The organism is Fibrobacter sp. UBA4309 (assembly GCF_002395745.1).
In the GTDB taxonomy this organism is placed as follows: domain Bacteria; phylum Fibrobacterota; class Fibrobacteria; order Fibrobacterales; family Fibrobacteraceae; genus Fibrobacter.
On the sequence record NZ_DGUN01000044.1, the window covers coordinates 61,147 to 78,561 of the forward strand.

15 protein-coding genes are annotated in these 17,415 nt (G+C 54.6%); 8 read left to right on the forward strand and 7 right to left on the reverse strand.

From position 1 onward, the window contains the following. Positions 1–13: 13 nt before the first annotated feature. Both B3M32_RS05130 and xseB read right to left on the reverse strand, forming a co-directional pair. Positions 14–814, reverse strand: coding sequence for an ATP-binding cassette domain-containing protein (locus B3M32_RS05130; protein ID WP_290744000.1), 801 nt, complete (start codon positions 812–814; stop codon positions 14–16). Beyond that, positions 807–1,019 (reverse strand): exodeoxyribonuclease VII small subunit, encoded by a 213-nt coding sequence (gene xseB, locus B3M32_RS05135; protein WP_290744001.1) that lies wholly within the window; start codon positions 1,017–1,019, stop codon positions 807–809. The genes B3M32_RS05130 and xseB overlap by 8 nt, the downstream gene beginning before the upstream one ends. 29 nt (positions 1,020–1,048) lie before the next feature. Here xseB and B3M32_RS05140 point away from each other — a divergent pair, with 29 nt between their 5' ends. From B3M32_RS05140 to B3M32_RS05170, 7 genes are all read left to right on the forward strand, one after another. Continuing rightward, positions 1,049–1,765 (forward strand): hypothetical protein, encoded by a 717-nt coding sequence (locus B3M32_RS05140; protein WP_290744002.1) that lies wholly within the window; start codon positions 1,049–1,051, stop codon positions 1,763–1,765. Next, on the forward strand, positions 1,762–3,333 hold the full coding sequence (locus B3M32_RS05145; RefSeq protein WP_290744004.1) for a hypothetical protein: 1,572 nt from the start codon (positions 1,762–1,764) through the stop codon (positions 3,331–3,333). The genes B3M32_RS05140 and B3M32_RS05145 overlap by 4 nt, the downstream gene beginning before the upstream one ends. Continuing rightward, the gene (locus tag B3M32_RS05150; protein WP_290744005.1) at positions 3,326–4,684 is read left to right on the forward strand and encodes a hypothetical protein; all 1,359 of its coding nucleotides are present in this window, start codon (positions 3,326–3,328) and stop codon (positions 4,682–4,684) included. Before B3M32_RS05145 ends, B3M32_RS05150 begins: the two co-directional genes overlap by 8 nt. Before the next feature lie 2 nt (positions 4,685–4,686). Beyond that, a complete protein-coding gene (locus tag B3M32_RS05155) occupies positions 4,687–5,337 on the forward strand; it encodes a hypothetical protein (RefSeq protein ID WP_290744006.1) in 651 nt (216 codons plus the stop codon). A gap of 7 nt (positions 5,338–5,344) precedes the next feature. Next, on the forward strand, positions 5,345–6,916 hold the full coding sequence (locus B3M32_RS05160; protein ID WP_290744007.1) for a hypothetical protein: 1,572 nt from the start codon (positions 5,345–5,347) through the stop codon (positions 6,914–6,916). A gap of 90 nt (positions 6,917–7,006) precedes the next feature. Then, a complete protein-coding gene (locus B3M32_RS05165) occupies positions 7,007–8,608 on the forward strand; it encodes a hypothetical protein (protein ID WP_290744008.1) in 1,602 nt (533 codons plus the stop codon). A 45-nt stretch (positions 8,609–8,653) separates the two neighbouring features. Next, complete coding sequence (locus B3M32_RS05170; protein WP_290744009.1) at positions 8,654–9,358, forward strand: DedA family protein; 705 nt, start codon at positions 8,654–8,656, stop codon at positions 9,356–9,358. Here the strand turns inward: B3M32_RS05170 and B3M32_RS05175 are convergent. Further along, entirely contained in the window at positions 9,355–9,960 is a 606-nt protein-coding gene (locus tag B3M32_RS05175; protein WP_290744011.1) for a toxin-antitoxin system YwqK family antitoxin, read from the reverse strand. The genes B3M32_RS05170 and B3M32_RS05175 overlap by 4 nt on opposite strands. A gap of 51 nt (positions 9,961–10,011) precedes the next feature. Here B3M32_RS05175 and B3M32_RS05180 point away from each other — a divergent pair, with 51 nt between their 5' ends. Next, entirely contained in the window at positions 10,012–11,517 is a 1,506-nt protein-coding gene (locus tag B3M32_RS05180) for a B12-binding domain-containing radical SAM protein (protein WP_290744012.1), read from the forward strand. Between the two features lie 93 nt (positions 11,518–11,610). Here the strand turns inward: B3M32_RS05180 and B3M32_RS05185 are convergent, their stop codons facing one another. The 4 genes from B3M32_RS05185 to B3M32_RS05200 all read right to left on the reverse strand — a co-directional run bounded on the left by B3M32_RS05185 (position 11,611) and on the right by B3M32_RS05200 (position 17,395). Further along, the gene (locus B3M32_RS05185) at positions 11,611–12,459 is read right to left on the reverse strand and encodes a hypothetical protein (RefSeq protein WP_290744013.1); all 849 of its coding nucleotides are present in this window, start codon (positions 12,457–12,459) and stop codon (positions 11,611–11,613) included. Between the two features lie 122 nt (positions 12,460–12,581). Next, positions 12,582–13,667 (reverse strand): histidine phosphatase family protein, encoded by a 1,086-nt coding sequence (locus B3M32_RS05190; protein ID WP_290744014.1) that lies wholly within the window; start codon positions 13,665–13,667, stop codon positions 12,582–12,584. Between the two features lie 44 nt (positions 13,668–13,711). After that, a complete protein-coding gene (locus tag B3M32_RS05195) occupies positions 13,712–15,559 on the reverse strand; it encodes a formylglycine-generating enzyme family protein (protein WP_290744015.1) in 1,848 nt (615 codons plus the stop codon). 186 nt (positions 15,560–15,745) lie between these two features. Then, a complete protein-coding gene (locus B3M32_RS05200; protein ID WP_290744017.1) occupies positions 15,746–17,395 on the reverse strand; it encodes a glycosyl hydrolase in 1,650 nt (549 codons plus the stop codon). Positions 17,396–17,415 lie beyond the last annotated feature (20 nt).

Here is a 17,415-nt window from a genome sequence, read left to right on the forward strand (position 1 = left end):
TCGGCCCTGTACATCAAGCAGAGCGCTTGACGACGGGAACGCTAGCCAACAATTTTTTCGTGTAATCGTGTTGCGGACGGATAAGGATCTCGTCCGCATTTCCGCATTCGACAACCTTCCCAAAATACATCACCAGGACATCGTCGCTGATGGCGCGCACGACCTGCATGTCGTGGCTGATAAAGATGATGCTCAATCCAAGATCGTTGCGCAAGTCGTCCAGCAGGTGCAGAATCTGCGCCTGCACCGAGACATCGAGAGCGCTCGTCACTTCGTCGCAAAGCAGGACCTTCGGACTGACCATCAGGCTCCGGGCAATGCAAAGGCGTTGCCGCTGGCCCCCCGAGAACTCGTGGGGAAACTTTTGGAGCGCCCCCGCCGGAATGGACACGCGCTCCAAAAGTTCGCGCGCGCGTTTTTCGGCATCTGCAAACGAGACGCCGCGCGCCACCAGCGGCGCCGTAAGAATTTCCGTGACAGTCTGTCGCGGGTTAAGACTGCTGAACGGGTCCTGGAACACCATCTGCACCAAGTCGCATACCCTGGAAGTTCCCGCCATGCGGTCTTTCACCTTGTTCCCAAACAGCTTAAATTCGCCCGAGGCCATGGGAACAAGCCCGACCAGGGACTTCACCAGAGTGGACTTGCCGCATCCGGACTCGCCCACAATACTCAAAATCTTCCCTTGCGACAGCGTGAACGACACGTTGTCGACCGCGGTAAAGTAGTCCTTCACCTTGCCGAAGACACCTCCCCGGACAGGGAACTTTACCGATAGACCCTTTACCTCGATAGCCGGTACGGAACTAGGCATCAGCCTCGCCTTCCAGGCTCGCCAGGGCTTCCTGGACGTTCTTTTCGGTATCGACAAGAATCTGTCTGCATTTTTTCAACAAATTCGTCGCTTCCTGAACCTGGCCGGACAATTCGTCTATGCCCAGTTCGGAATTGTCAATCCGTTCCAAAATGGCTTCCAGACGGTCCATTGCGTTTTTATATTCAAAATTTTCGCTACTCATGTTACAGAATATAGTTACATTTTATTTTGATGGATTTGCGAAACCAACATAGTGGTTCCTGTTTCCGCAAAGCCAGGGTTTTCGCCCTGGCGCTATTTGCCGTACTGTCCGCAGGCTGCCTGGACATTCCCGATTCGCCGAACCAGTCGCGCGAAATCGAGAGCATATCCGTCTATATCCTGCAAAAAGATATCAAGGATTCCACCGTACTCCGCGTCCACCCGAACGATTCCGCCACGCTCAAGGTCAACGTGTTCCCGAGGCAGTACAAGGACGAGCTCACCTTTGAATGGCTATATGACTCGCGCGTAATCGGCCATGAGAGCGAATACGACATCGCGCCCTCCTCGCCCGCCAACAAGATTCCCAACAGCCTGCGCATCTCGGACCCGCTGGGCAGCCAGCAGACCATTCCCCTAGACATCGTCGTCAATACGGTTCCGCGCATGGATTCCATTGTAGAACCCCTCGACGGCGACACGCTATACGGCAACAAGAATTCGTCATTCCTTTTTAAATGGCAGGCAACGGACATCGACGTCATCAACGGCTCCGACAAACTGGCCTTCACGCTGGTCATCGACAGCACCCGTTACAGTCTCGGCCCGATAAACAGCGTCCGCCAATCCGGATTCCAGCCCGGCAAGCATACCATCTACGTCGTCGTCAGGGATTCGTACGGAGACAAGGACTCCCTAGCCCCCCAGAGTTTCTACGTGCAGGACACCCTCGGAGGCAAACTATGAAAATATGGCTCGCCATCTTCTCCGTTTCTGTCCTGGCGTTCATCATCGCCTGTTCCAACGGCGACGACGCCCTTTTCGATACGGACGACAGCAAGGACATTTCCATTTCGGCCAAGATGACCGTCAACCTGGATTCCATCCATCTGCAGACCAAGTCCGACACGATCCGCACTACGGATACGATGACTTTCATTGCCGAAATCATGCCGTCCAGGTCCATCCGCATGCAAAGGTATTACTGGACATTGGATGGCGAGACCTGGGCTTACGAATTCAGTTTCCGCAACAGCATTCCCGAACCGGGCCACCATGTGGTCGCGCTGGTCCTTATCGACTTTTTCGGGGACACCCTGACAGATACGCTAAACGTTTGGGTCGGCAATCCGCCTTTCCTGAACGAGAAATCCATCATCCCGCAGCCGGAAACACAGGGAATTCCTCCGGAAGAAGGCGTATCGTTCTCATGGAGCGCATACGACCCCGACTCCCTCTACGGCCTACATTACCGTTTCAGGCTGACCAGCCGCAGTCGCGAAACCCTGCTCGACACCGTCCTGGACAACCCCTACCTCACTTACAGGTTGCCGCTGTCTCCCCTGGAAACCTATTACTGGGAAGTTGAAGCCTACAACGAAATCGGGATGGCTTCGCCGACAAGCATCACCGGGAAATTCTACACCAAGGGTGTCGAAGAAGAATCCGGCATCAACGGGAACATCGAAATTTCCGGCAACAGGAATTCGTCCGAACAAGTCAATGTCGTAATCCAGTTCCAGGATTCCACAGGAAAAATCGCCGCCACGGATACCGTGATCGGATACACGGCCAACAAGCTGAGCTATACGGCCAAGCCACTCAAGGCCGGCTCATACAAGGTCATAGCGAGCATCCCGGACTACCCGGACTACAAGCCCGACACGATCACCGTCCAATTGCGGCCCTCCGAGATCTACACTATCGAGGAGCAGTACCTCATCGACATGACCGCACCCATAGTCAAGTCTGCCGGAGCCGGCTCCGACACGCTTGATTTTGCCGATACACTGAAGTTCTGCATCAAGGATTACGGCAGCCAATTTGAAAGCATCAGCCTGCGCGCCTTCCTGGAAGATTCCCCGCTTGACACCGACGTCATCAAGATCACAGAGGACTCGATGGCCATTTTCTTGCCCAGTTCGGCAAAATCCATCGGCATGCGGTTGCTCGTTATTTCGGCAACCGATCCCAGCGGCAACAAGGTAGACAAGACATTCTATATCAAGCCCACTTTATACTGGTTCGAATGCAACAACGACACGACCCTTTATACGAACGACATTCTCGAGCTGTATATCCGCGACACGAACCCGTACGGGTTTGAACCGGATTCATTCTATTTCGACATCATCAAGAACAACCCGGTCATTGCCATCAGCGCCGAGAAGTCTATCTCGCTTAAGGTGATGTACACCACCTTCCCCGATTCCGTCAATCATGTCCGCACAGGACTCCGCTACAAAAACGGGCTAGTCCAGTGGAGGAATTGGACGGTCAACCGCATTTTTGCGACAAGGAGTAAAAATGAATAAGCTCCTTGCCATATTCGTTCCCGCCATCGCCCTTTTCTTTGCCAGCTGTGGAGACGACGCGCTGTTCAACGAGAACCTGCAACCTACCGTCAGCCAGCAGATCTACGTCGTACCCGACCGTTTTGTCGGCGAACCGTACACTTTCGGGTTCCAGACGGCGCCCATCTACCTCGAAGTGGACCAGGTCGTAAAATTTTGGGCCACCTATATCGTGAACGACAGCTACCTGAATACCGACTACTACGACGACTACATCTCCGAAAAAATCTGGGACATAAACGGCGAATACTTCAACCTCAATTTCTTCCGCTACTCTTTCTCGGAACCGGGACACAAGGTTGTCACGCTCAGGTCGGTAGATTACTTAAAAGACACAATTACCGAGCACCTCGACGTGTACGTGAACACGCCCATCTCGGCAAAGCTCGTCTACCCCGAAGACGGGTTCAACCTTGTCGACCCCGATTCAAAGGACGGCATCGACCTCGTGTGGAACATTTCCGGAGTCGACGACTGGGAAACATCTTCTTGCGACCTCTACGCCTCGTACAGCAAGGAAAACTTCTGGGAACGCGGAGCCTTCGCCAAAGGATCCTGCGACGACGAAATCCATATCAACGGCCCGCTATTCGACGACCTCCCCGAAGATTCCTCGGCGACCGTCTACTGGGCCGTCATCGCCAGCAACAGGGCGCAGGGCACGTTCTTCGAGAAGGACACCTCCCCCATCTACCATTTCTCCACCAAGTTCAGGAATTCCGATTCCGCAAAACTGATCTTGCCCATAACGCACGAAAACCTCTGGAGCAGCGATTCTCTCGAAACAGAAATCTTCCTGGTCTCCGCGGGCGGCGACACCATCGCCACATACTACAGCTACACGATAGACTCCACCATCGTCATGAAGGTCCTGCCGCAATCCGGCTTGCGCATTTACGCCAACGAAAAATCCAAGCCGGAATACTCGGCCAAGCCCATCAGCGTGGACATCATGGCGGCAACGCGGTACTATATCGACACGCTCACCTTCATGGATACCGTTCCCCCGTTCGTCACGCCCGCAGCGACCGAATTCGATTCTACGGAACAGATTACCTTCTTTGCCCTCGACCAAGGATCGGGAGTCAACGGGCGCCATGTCACCGTGACCGTTTCCGATGACACGCTTTCATCCAGCTACCTGGAACAGAAAATCACTTTCAGCTGCCCAAAATTTTTCAACGTCATCTACGTGAGCGTTTCCGCCCAGGATAACGCGAGAAATACTTCGGCCAAGGTGTACTGGAAATTGCAAAAGAACGGGGCGACCGTTCGCATAGACGGCCCCTACAGCAAGTCAGGAGGGAACTAGCCATGCGTATTTCCGCCATTGCGCTCTTCCTGACCGTTTTGTTCTGCAGCCCACTATTCGCGCAGGATTCCACCAGCGTGGCAGAACCCGTCACGAAATACCTGCATATTTCGACCAACCCTTCGTATGCCGACGCCTACGTAAACAACACTGCACCGAACCATGCGAAGGAACCCGACTACAAGCTTCCCGGTTTCATCCCGGTTCCCGCCGGCGAGCCGAACATCATCGTATCCTTATTCCGTCCGGAATATGCGGACACCACCATCAACGTCACGTTGTCGAAAAAGGACACGTCTTTCCTGATTGTATCCTTACGCCCGACGCACGACGAGAAAATTACCGACAGGCAATATGGCGAACTGGCGCACCGCAGCCGCAAGAAAGTCGGACACAACCTGTTACTCGCCTCCATCGCACCCTTTGTCGTCAGCGGCGTTGCCGCGGCCGTATCGTACTACAACATCGAGCGCGCCAACGACAAGAAAGACGATATCGACAAGGCGCTCATCCGCGACAGCGAATATTACCAGAAGACCTACGACAAGTTCAGTGACTACAGGGACAACGCCCGAAAGGCCAAAAAGCTGATGAACATGAGTCTGATTCTGGGCGGCATCGTTTTTTCCACCGGCATAATACTTTCTTTCTAGGTACGTTATGAAAAAGTTCATTGCCATACTAGTTATCTCGCTCGCGGCGCTAGCCTTCTCCCAGGAGAAGCAAGGCATCACGGCCAACGTCGAGCTCGTTTCGGGAACCAAGCAGCGGGCCCAGTTCCTGGGAATCGACAAGGACACCGTGCAGCTTGGCGGGTACATCAAGAACCAGTTTACCGTCGTCCGCATTCCCAGGGAAAAGTTCAAGAGCATCCTGGACGAGCAGGGCAACGACCTCCTCGCCGGTGCAGCAAAAGATTCCGCGGCCGTCGCGCCGGATTCTTCCGTCGCCGCAACCGATTCCGCGACTACCGTAGCCGATTCCGCCAACACGGCATCTACCGACAGTTCCGCAACCGAAGAAAACATCCCGAACATCCAGCTTGCCTCCACGAACGTACTCGTGGCATTCGAAAGCAATTCCGGCGACCCGTCCCTGCCCACGCAGATGACGGCTCTCGTCGCACGCCTCCTGTTTGAATCCGGCGAGCAGGTCCATGTTTTCCGCAGGGACGAATTCCCCAATTGCAATGACGACATCTGCATTCAGAAAACTCTCGCCAAGGTCGGCGCCAAGACTATCTACTCCGGCAAGATTTCCAACGGAACAAACGCCGACAGCATTTCGCTGGAGCTTTCACGAATCATCTTCGAAGAGAACCTTCCCGAAATACGCACGGCCAAGATGAACATGTCGAGGAGCACTGTACTGGGCGACGCCATCAAGGACAACCGCATGCAAAAGCTGCTCCTTGAAACGAAAGGCGTTGTCGCCGAAAAAACCGCTTCCACCATCGGTTACATCCTCGTCGATACCGACCCCGAAGGAGCCATGGTATCCCGTTCGGAGAAAGACGCTATCTGCAAGTCCCCGTGTACATTCGCAGTCACCGACACCGGCCGCATCGAAGTCAACGCTTACTGGGACGTGGACGCCCAGCTGTGGGGAGCCCATACCGCGGTCCGCCCGATTCCCGGCGACACGGCGAAGATCGCGCTGCGCCTCAAACCAATTTCGCCAGAGATCCAGGTCATCAGCACTCCGGCAGACGCAGAGATTTTCCCCGGGAAAGACCCGATTACCAAGCATAGCAAGTCCATCGGCACGACTCCGAACAAGTTCTTCTTGAACGAGCCCGGCCTCGCGAACATCACGCTCCGCCGTATCGGCTACAAGGATACCGTCGTATCGTTCTACGTCGCCCCCGTGAGTGAAATCCACTTGAACGTAGAGATGGAAAAACTCACCGACTACGACGAGATTGCCAAGCAGCAGGACTGGCTGCACGAAAGAAAGATGACCCGTATCGGGCATGCGCTCATGGCAAGCGCCATCGCGCCCATCATCGTCAGTACCATTTTCATCTACCTGGGCAACAGGGATTACGACGACGCCAAGGACATCAAGAACGACCTCGAAAAGCCCGGTTCCGTAAACGGAGCCAACTACAAAAACAAGGTCAGCGAAAACAAGGACCTCGTAGACAAGGGCGACAAAAAAATGGCCATAGCGGCCTCGCTGGCCGGAGCCGGCGTCGTGTTGTTTGGCGTAGGCCTGTTTTTCACCTTCTAGCCCCGGTAGAACCCCCGAAAACGCCCTAAAATCACGTTATTTTACTTCTTTCCCGCCCTTTCTTTGTAAAGAAAAACTAAATTTTGACCGATGCGTAGACTTATAATCTCTTTTTTGCTTCTCTCAGTCGTCGCCATGGCCGCCGACTTTGAGCGTTCCAATTGGCGAATGCAGCTGTATTTGCAGGCTGAACCTGCAGTTCTCGTTTTTGAAGACTCTGACCCCCAGTTCCTGGTTAAGAAGGATATTGAAGAGGAAATATTCACCGTTCCCCTCTCTTTTGGTTTCTTGTGGAGCCCGCTGATTACGCCCGCATGGAAGGCCGACATCCCGTTCACCCTTTGGCTCGGTCTTGAAGTCAATACGTTCCTCATGAATTTCAACGCCGCCGGTTTCGGCGAGGTTCTCGCAGACGACTACTACACGTTCGAAGGCATGAACGGCGAAAAGAAAGAAGCCTCTTCCCAGAGCCTGAGTTTCCGTTCCTACGCTCCGTCCGTGCTCGGCGGTTTCACCTTCAATATCGGTGGCGATTTCGACCTGCGCGTCCTGGGTGGCTACGGCTTCCAGTTCTTCACCTTCACGAACGACAACAACGGGTCCCAGCGCGACGTCACGACTTACAGCCCCACGGCTTTTGTTTCTGGAGCCCTGGAATACCGCATCACGGAAGTCTTCCAGGACGTGGACCTCAAGGTCGGCATCAACGTCCGCAAGGAATTCCTGCCCTACGAAGACATCAAGGCCTCCAAGGAATCCAAGGTTACGAACGACGAGTTCCCGCCGGCCTACTCCGGTATCAAGTTCGACAAGATTTCTTACAAGTATCCCGTACGCGTCGGTATTGAATTCAGTCTGGACTTCGGCCGCGAAAGCCGCCGCGACCGCCGCATGCGCTTCAAGCTGCATGACCGCGACGACGTGCTCCGCAAGAACAGCGAAGTCAAGGACACCCTTTCTGACTGGGACTGCATGGCCATCGAGCGCGACTACCGTTTCTTCCTCGACGAAGACGGAGAACTCCCCGACATGACTGGCGCCTACACCCGTTCCCAGTTCAACGACGTTCTTGAAAGCTTCCTCGCCTTCTGCCATCCGGCAGACCTCGCTACAAAGGAACAGCTCTACTCGACATTGGATAGCGGCAAGGTCCAGTTGAAGGAATACCAGGTTCGCCAGGAAGATTCCCGCTTCGACCAGGTCATGGCGTCCAACGATCCGGAAATGCTGGAAATGTACCTCGAGTACTATCCTGATTCCCCGCGCCGCGGCGAAGTCGAAGCCAAACTCAAGAACCTGAGCGAATACCACAAGTTCCGCGAGATTCAGGCACAGAACACCTTCAAGGCCTACCTGACCTATTTGAACGACAACCCGGACGGTGCGTTCCGTGACGAAGCGGAAGCAGGCATCTTCGAACTCGTGAAGGCCGGCAACCGCATGAAGGACTACGAAATTTACCTGAAGCGCTTCCCCAACGGCAAGTACGTCGCAGAAGCCCAGGCCGCCATCAAGGCCGCCAACAACGATGCTCCTTCCGCTATCGAATACCAGGCTCCCGAATACACCGAACCGGAACAGGCGGAAGAGGGAGAACCGGAAGAGGAAGTCAGCCCGAAGAAGAAGGGCAAGTCGGCCAAGGCAAAGAAGTCGGCGAAGAAAGCCGCCAAGAAGAAAGGCAAAAAGAAATAACAACCGTTAAACGCCGCCATCCATGACGGCGTTATTCTTATACCCATGAAATCTTTCAGAGTCATCTTTCCCTTATTGTTCCTAGCCAGCTTTGCGTTCGCCGGAGATTCCGAAAGTTCCGGAAGCATCTACACCCAAATTATCGACTGGTACAACAGCAACCTCAACTACTGGACCATCGCACTGCTGATGGCGGTCGAGAGCTCGTTCATCCCGTTCCCGTCCGAGCTCGTCATCCCGCCGGCGGCATACCAGGCCATGCAGCCCGGTTCGGACCTGAACATCGTCCTGATCGTATGCGCAGGCAGCGCCGGCGCGCTTGCCGGTGCGTTCATCAACTACTACCTCGCACGTTTCCTCGGCAGGCCGATCATCTACAAGTTTGCAGACAGCCGCCTGGGCCACTTCTTGCTGCTCGACATTTCGAAAGTCCAGAAGGCCGAAGACTACTTCCGTGAACATGGCGCGGTATCGACCTTCGTAGGCAGGCTCATCACGGTCATCCGCCAGCTGATTTCCATTCCGGCGGGCCTATCCAAGATGAAGATTCTTCCGTTTACTTTGTACACATTCCTCGGTGCGACAATCTGGAACTGCGTCCTCGCCTTCTTGGGCTATCTCGCCCACGGGCAGAAGGACCTCATCGAGAAGTACAATTCAGAACTCGCCATAGCCTTGCTTGCTGCAGGCGCGCTGTTCATCGGCTACATGGTGTGGAACGCGGTAAAGCCGCGAAAAAAGCAGAACTAAAATTCGCAGTTCTTGACACAGCGGTTGTTTTCAAAAGTCGCTTCCATAACTTTTACGCCCTTGTTGAAGCGGCGGTAAATCCCGTGCCGTACACCGCGTACGAACGTCATTTCTTCTTTTAATGCGCCCAGGTCATCGTACACTTGGGCCTTGCCGTGAATCTGGCCGTTCTCGTAAGGGAGCTTGCGGCGAACCAGCCCGCGTTCATCCCATTCCTCGCTCATGCCGTCCAGGACGCCGTTCTTGTAGACTTCCTGTGACTGCTTCTTGCCATTATCGAAATAGGTTGTACTGGCGCCATTCTCTATTCCGTCCTTGTAACCGACGGTCTGCCAGAGTTTGCCGTTCTCGTAATAGCTTTTGAACAGTCCATCCAGCTTGCCAGCCTTGTAGGGAGCCTCGATAGCGACCTTCCCGTTCGGGTGGTACGTCGTGGACATACCTTCGCGGACATCCGTACCTTTCTGGACCGTGTAGACGCGGGAAAGCGTCCCGTCATCGAATTCGGTACGGATTGTATCCAGCAGCGCCGCCTGCGGGGCCGCGGTTGCGACCGTTACAACGGAACAGCACGCAAATAGCACTGAAAAAAACTTTTTCATCGCTTACAAATGTAGCTTTATCACCAAAGATTATGTATTTTGTGGTGCGTCATGCGTATTACTTTTTTAAATCCGCCGTTTCACCCGATGTTCAGCCGTGAGTCGCGTAGTCCTTGCGTGACCAAGTCTTCTACTCTCTATTGGCCCATGTTCCTGAGCTATGCCGCCGGCACTGTCGAAGCCGACGGGAACGAGATTCAGCTCATCGACAGCCCCGCCATGGAGCTGAACCTCGAGCAGACGCTCGAAGGCATCAAGAAGTTTGACCCGGCACTCGTCGTCTGCAGCACGAGCACGCCGAGCATCTTGAACGACCTCAAGGTAGTGCATGCCATCAAGGAGACGCTCCCGAACACGAAGATCGCCATCATGGGTACGCACGCGACAGCCGAACCGCTCGAGTCCATGGAGATGGAACCGAGCCTCGACTTCGTGATTATCGGCGAGGCGGACTACACCGCGAGGAATCTCGCGCGCTACCTGCGCGGCGACATCAAGGACATTGCAAGCATCGCCGGTCTTGCCTTCCGCAAGGCGGACGGCAAGGTCGACTTCCAGCCCGAAGGCCCGAAGATCGAGAACCTCGACGAGCTCCCGTGGGTGTCGAAAGTTTACCGCAAGCACCTGTACAGCTGCTACAAGAAGTATTTCTACGGTGCGAACCTCAACCCGCTGATCGTGATCCTCTCGGGTCGTGGTTGCCCGAACCGCTGCAGCTACTGCGTGATTCCGCAGACGCTCAACGGTCACAAGTTCCGCCGCCGCAGCCCCAAGGACGTGGTCGACGAACTGCAGTACATCAAGGAAAACTTTGAAGACCTCGGCGAAGTGTTCTTCGAAGACGACACGTTTACCGCAAGCCACGAGCACGTGAAGGAAATCTGCAACCTGATTCTCGAACGCGGCCTCAAGATTACGTGGAGCTGCAACGCCCGCGCCGATGTCCCGCTCGATCTCTTGAAGCTCATGAAGAAGGCTGGCGGCCGCGAGATGTGTGTCGGGTTTGAAAGCGCCTCCCCCGTGGTTCTTGAGAACATCCACAAGGGCGTGAAGAACACCGACAAGGCAATCGAGTTCACGAAGAACGCCCGCAAGGCAGGCCTCCTGGTGCACGGCTGCTTCATGGTCGGCAACCCGGGCGACACTCCGGAAACGCTCCGCATGACGCTTGACTACGCCAAGAAGTTGAACCCGAACACCGCGCAGTTCTACCCCATCATGGCGTACCCCGGCACCGAAGCCTACAAGGAAGCCCTCGAGAGCGGCGCATTACAGACAAAGGATTACAACCAGTGGCTCGACAAGGACGGGTTCCACCGCACCACCATCCAGCGCGGCGAACTCACCAGCCAGGCACTCGTGGACTTCTGCGACAAGGCCCGCCGTGAATTCTACCTGCGCCCGAGCTACATCCTGCGTCAGGGAATCATGGCCATCAAGAATCCGCGCGAACGCTACCGCGTATTCCGTGGATTCGGCACGCTCGTGAAGCATCTGTTCCGCAAGCACGGGCAATTGGCCCCTGTAGCGCGCCAGGCCCCAACTAATAAGACGTAGAGGGAAACCCGAGGTTTCCCTCTAGACTCCCTTCCTCAGCAGCCGTATCAGGGAAACCCAAGGTTTCCCTCCAGCCCAAGGTTTTCCTCTATTTTAAAATGTGACCAGCAGGTTCATGCCGGGGCCAAGTGTCGCCACGTTGAACGTGGGCGTCAAGAAGAAATTGGTCGCCAGTCCCGAGTCCTTGCGTCTGTTCTTGTACAGTTCATAGGCTCGTTCGAATTCCTTTCTTTTGCGCTTGTGACCAAGATCCCTGCCAACGGCATAGATGTTATAGATTAGAACAGAACCCCCGCTAGCAATCAGCGGCACGCCAATGATAGTCGCCAGGGCCTTTTCAATATCGTCCGACGTCTCTACAGAAAGTCCAATTACACCCAGCGTGACTATTCCTCCACCGACAAGGATTCCAAAGAGATTTTCAGCAACGCTTTCTTGAGAAAATTCGGTCTTGATCCTGTCAATAAAATGGGCATTGTAGGCATAGGACGGATCCAGGGCGAGTTGTTCTGCCACAAGGGAATCGATGGCAAACGACGACATGGAGGTATCGTTTGCCGAAGAGGCTTGAGGAGCTTTCCGGTACTCCCTATAAAGCCCGTAAATATCCTCGTAATATTTTCGCCTCTGGGCATGCATCCTGCTTTTCCCTATTCCGCTGATATTGGAAAAAAGAAAATACGATCCTACGACAGCGCAAGGTATTCCCGGAATCCAGAACCCTTCGTCGCCCGTCGCCACCAGCAAGCCACCCACTGCAGTAAGCGCCGTTCCCAAGACGATTCCAAAAACATTCGACGCAATACCTTCCTGGCTACGTTCCGATTCGACAAGGTCCTCGTAATAGAGATTGTATGCATGCACTGTATCCATGGCAAGGCGTTGCGCTACTAGAGTATCCATGTGCGTCTGGGCAAGGCCAGACGCAACGAGTACAAGCATAATTGCAAAAAACTTCTTTAACATGTTCATCCCATATCAGGTTCTGCTAAAATATACCTTAATTACCGCAGTAAAAGGGATGCTTTTTTTTTCGCTTTATTATACAGTTTGTATAATAAAATCTAGTGGCGACCCATGTAGATGGCCAGGTAATCGATAACACCGGAATCAGTGCCCTTTACGGGAATGTAGCGCAAGTTGTTCTGTGCGTCTACAATAATGGCAAGCCCTGCGATATAGTTGATCCAGTGATAATCCTCGTAGTACTTGAGCGCCACCTTGCCTTCGGAACCGAACACGGCCAAGGGCATCACGAAAATATCGTGCGACACCATGATACTCACGCGCTTCCACCTGGGCAAGTTCTTGAGAATCACGGACTGCATGAACTCCTCCGCGCGCGGCTCGAGTTCGTAGAGGGCGTCCGGGTACGGCTCGCCGTAGGCCCAATGACTCATGAGTTCCACGGAGCCTCCCTTCATACCGAGATTTGTTCCGTACTGAGCGAGTTCGTCGGCCGATATTTTCAGGAACCAGTTGCCCGTGATGTCGTAGTTCGTGATGAGCTTCGGGAGGGTAGCTTCGCCGCGGCCCTTCGATATATTGTTCGCGGTCTCGTTCGTGCGCACGAATCCCGAGGTGATGTAGCTGAACTCCTCGTCGCTCTTGAGCGTCTTGCCCAAATCTTGCGCCATCTTCACTCCGTTCGCGGTAAGTTCCGTCTCCATAGCCACATCGTCTTCGCGTTCGGAATGACGGATGATGAATACCGCCTTTTCGGTAGGCGAAAGGCTCTTGTAGACATCAGCGACAGTAGCGAACCCATCCTGATCGAGAGAGACGCTTTGCACGCTCGTCTCCGAAGAAGACGAAAAAGACAGCTCCGCCGAAGAGGACTGCTCCGCCGCAAAAGATTCCGGCAAGTCATGTGCCGAAACCAAGGAACTCGATTCGGGCGTGACGGACGATTGCCCGTGCGATTGATGGGCAATTGAAGAAACCGGAAGGGCCGAAGACGACGATGCCGCCACCGACCCTTCCGGAGAATCCTGCTCAGACGCCCCCCCAAATGAACCCCAGGAGTCGGGAGCATTCGGAGCAGATGAGCTCGATTCAATATTCGAGGATTCCGACGAAGAAACGGCCACCTCGGAATCACCGCCCGAGACGGAATTCGAATCACCGCACGAGACTAACACAGCGGACATCGCAATGCACACTACAACGGAAAAGGAGATAAACCGTGTGTGCACTACGACCCCCACTGGTAATCGCCAGCTTCGTACACCGGGTTTTCGCCGTTGAAGCCGCGCGGGCGCTTAATCTTGTCGTCGAATACGGTCTTGTTGAAGATGCGGAAGTCACCGCGTTCGTAGCTCTGGAACGAGATATGGCAGAAAATGGGCCCTGCCGGCATGTACTCGCTGTAGCTCATGGTGCGTTCGCCCGCAGTGTAGAGGTAATTGAAATACTTGCCATTCAGAACAATGTGCAAACCTATATTGCCAACAGTGAACCAGCGCCCCTTCGCGAGGATATTCTCGTGATGCGTGTCGTCGTAGTCCATCACCACGAATTCCGCGTCGCCGCTCTTGTCGAGGTGGAAACGGTACTTGTGGTTACCTCCACAGCAGCGTCCGTCAAAGAACCAGGTGTAGCCGCTCGCCGCCGCAATGCGCGGGTCGCGCACGCTCGTATCGGGATGCGCCAGCTGCTCGTCGGTCACGAGGCGCTCGGGTTCCACTGCGGCAATCAGCTGTTCAAGCGTTTTCGGATTGCTTACGGAGGTGAGCGTCACCTTGTTTTTCGCCTCGCTCATGGAGCGGCGATATAGGCGGTACGGAATGCCGTCGTCGCTGATCATGGTCATTTCGTCTTGGCTGAATATGTAGTAGGCGTATGTCTTGGTGCTTGTTTTGGTAACGACATTGAAGCTGCGGTTGTTGAGCGTGTACCACTGTCCCGATACGTTCGGGAATCCCGAAACGGCCGCATTGCCATCGTCGGCAATCACTACGGTGTAGTCGTCACTGATCCAGGCTTCGTCCGCGGCGGTAATCAGGCGGCAGTCGCGGTTCTTGTCGCCCTCGCAGGCGGCTGCAGAAGGATTCGCCGCTTCGCAGGGGCTCACCATGCCTGGCGGGAGCTTAGTGGACATTCCGATACGGAATCCCATGTCTGCCGCACCATCACGGCTACGGATAGCCCTACGGCTCACACGCGCAAATTCTGCCGGTTCCCCATAACTGCCACCACGGCGGGTCTTGTTGCCACTACCGGTAAGCTGTACCGGGTTCACTTTATCGCCCGAAGTATAGCCCACAAGCCAGTCGTAAACCCATTCCCAGGAATTGCCGCTCATGTCGTAGAGCCCGAGCTTGTTGGGCTTCTTGGTCGCAACGTCGTGCGCCTTGCCCCCGCTATTCTCGGAATACCAGGCCACGTCATCGACCGTATTGCTACCGGAAAACTTGAAATTGTCCGCAACGCCATCTTTTCCGCCGCGCGCCGCGAATTCCCATTCGGCATCGGTCAGCAAACGGTACTGGTGTCCTGTCACCTGGCCCAATTTACAGGCAAAATTATTCGCATCGAACCAGCTCACGCCAATTTTCGGAGCCTTGTCCGATTCCCAGGCGTTTTTCTTGCCGCCCATCACCGCGTTCCACTGCGCGATAGTGACCTCGGTGGGCGCGATATAATACGCATCGACCGTCACCTTATGCGATGGCGTCTCGTAAATCTTGTCCTGTTCGGCGCAGTTGTCGCAGCCCCGCGTGTAAGTGCCACCCGGCACATATACCATGTTGAATACGGCATTATTCACCGTATCCGAAAAATCTGCAGGGGCTACATACTCGAATTCAATCGCGCTTGAAGATGTGACAGAAGACGTTACTGAAGACGAAATAGAGGATGTTGCGGAAGAAGCATTGGACTGCGCCGCAGAGGACGCGGCGGAAGACGCAACGGAAGTCGCGGCAGACGATGTCGCGGAAGACCCTGTCAAGGACGAAGAAGTTCCATAGGCACCGTCCGACGAATCTGTTTCAACGCGCTCACTTGATGAACCTGTTTCGAACAGTTCACCTGAAGACACGTCGGCGACTTTAGAATCCTCCGAACAACTCCAAACCAACCCAGCGGTCAACACCGCTAAAACACCCGAGGAAGGCTTATACATAGGCACCTCCGGTGAACAAAACCATAACCCATTTAAATATACGTTCAACCCATTGGGTCAAAACGTATATTTTCTTTTACTGTGGACAAATATGTCCACACGCTATTTTTTCACGAACATCTTGTTCACCGTGCGTCCCTGCACCTTCTGGCGCACGATATAGAGTCCTTGCGGCAAGCCCTGCGTAGAAAGCCCCATAAAATGCCCCTTCATGTCATAGACGCCCACAGTGACCGCATTTCCGTGCAGGCGAAGCGTCTCGACAAGCCATGTAGTACCCGTATCGCCCGACGGACTGTACTTGTCCCAACCGGGCATGTCGTCGATGGTGATGACGCGCGCATCTTCCATGTTGCTCTTCCACACGCTGTTTGCGGTCTGACCCGGCCACTTGCCGCCCCACGTGCTGTACCAGGGCATCCACCAGCTCCATACGGCCTCGTCGGTATGCATGTTGTTTACGTCGGGAATGGGGCCGTTTTCGGTAAGCGCCACGATCTTCTTGGCGCCCGTCGCCGTCTTGTACTTTTCGAAGGAGCCCGAATTGCTGGAATGGTCGTTGTCGTTGTTGTAGATGTCGATCGAAATCACGTCGTAGTATTCTGCACCCGGATCCCAGTCGGTCACGACCTTGCTTTCGGGATTGTACACCCAGACCAAGTTCCTCACGCCCTTCTCCTTGACCATGCGGTCAAAGACCAGGCGGTAAAGCGCCGCGAATTCTTTGCCCGAATTGATGCTCCACCAGAACCAGAGGCCACCGGCTTCGTGCAGGGGGCGGAAAATGGCCGCAACACCCGCTTCTTGCAGTTCTAGGAAGTATTCGGCGATATGGTCGATATCGGCAATGATTCCCTTGTAGGCGGCACTCTGCATATCCCATTCGGTAGTACCGCTCTTGAACGCGGTCTTGAAATCGAAATCGGTGTATTCGTTGGTGCCCGCAGCAGACTGGATATAGAAGGCGTCCTTTTGGTCCAGCGGGTCTTTCCAGTGCCACGAGAATGCGGGTATGCCGCCCTGTTTCCACAAGTCCTTTGCAAGCGAAATTCCCTTCTCCGTGTATTCCGTGTACCAGGATTCGCTGGCCTTCGGGCCTGTCGCGAACAAGAAATCGACGCCCACGAGTGCCGGGTACTTGCCGCCACGCGTGTAGATGTCCTTCACGTCGTCGTGGGTCTTGAAATCGGCATCCTTCGTGTAATTGGTCATATCGCCAGTCATGATACCGCTAATCGTCTTCTTGCCGAAGTTCTCGGCGAGGAAACTGTAGAGCTTGACCGCGCTTTCGGTCGCGTTCGGCGTAACGGGCTTTGCGCTCAGCGTGAAAGCCGCAGACTGGTAGGGGGAAACGTCGATATAGTCGACGCTGATCCAGCCCCAGTATTTTTCGAGGGTGATACTGTTCGCACCCGCCTTGAGCGTAACGACGGTCGAGACGTCACCCCATCCATCCGTGACGTTGAAATCGACCGTCGCGGCAGTCGTGCCGTTAACCTTGACGTAGTTCGACTTGAAATCGCCCGCCTTGTAATGGATGGTCACCTGGTACTTGCCCGCCGTTTCGGCAATGACATTTTCGAAGGCGATGTTGCCCTCCCTCATGTCGGCATAGCCCGTACCCGAGACACCCGAACCGTTGACAATTTGGGCACCATCGGTAAGCGTTGCGGACTCGGCTTCGTACTTGGCGGCAAACGTCACCGAGGCAAGTGCAAGTCCGAAAAAAGCGATTCTCTTTGCGATATTCATTGTATCTCCTGATTTTCCAT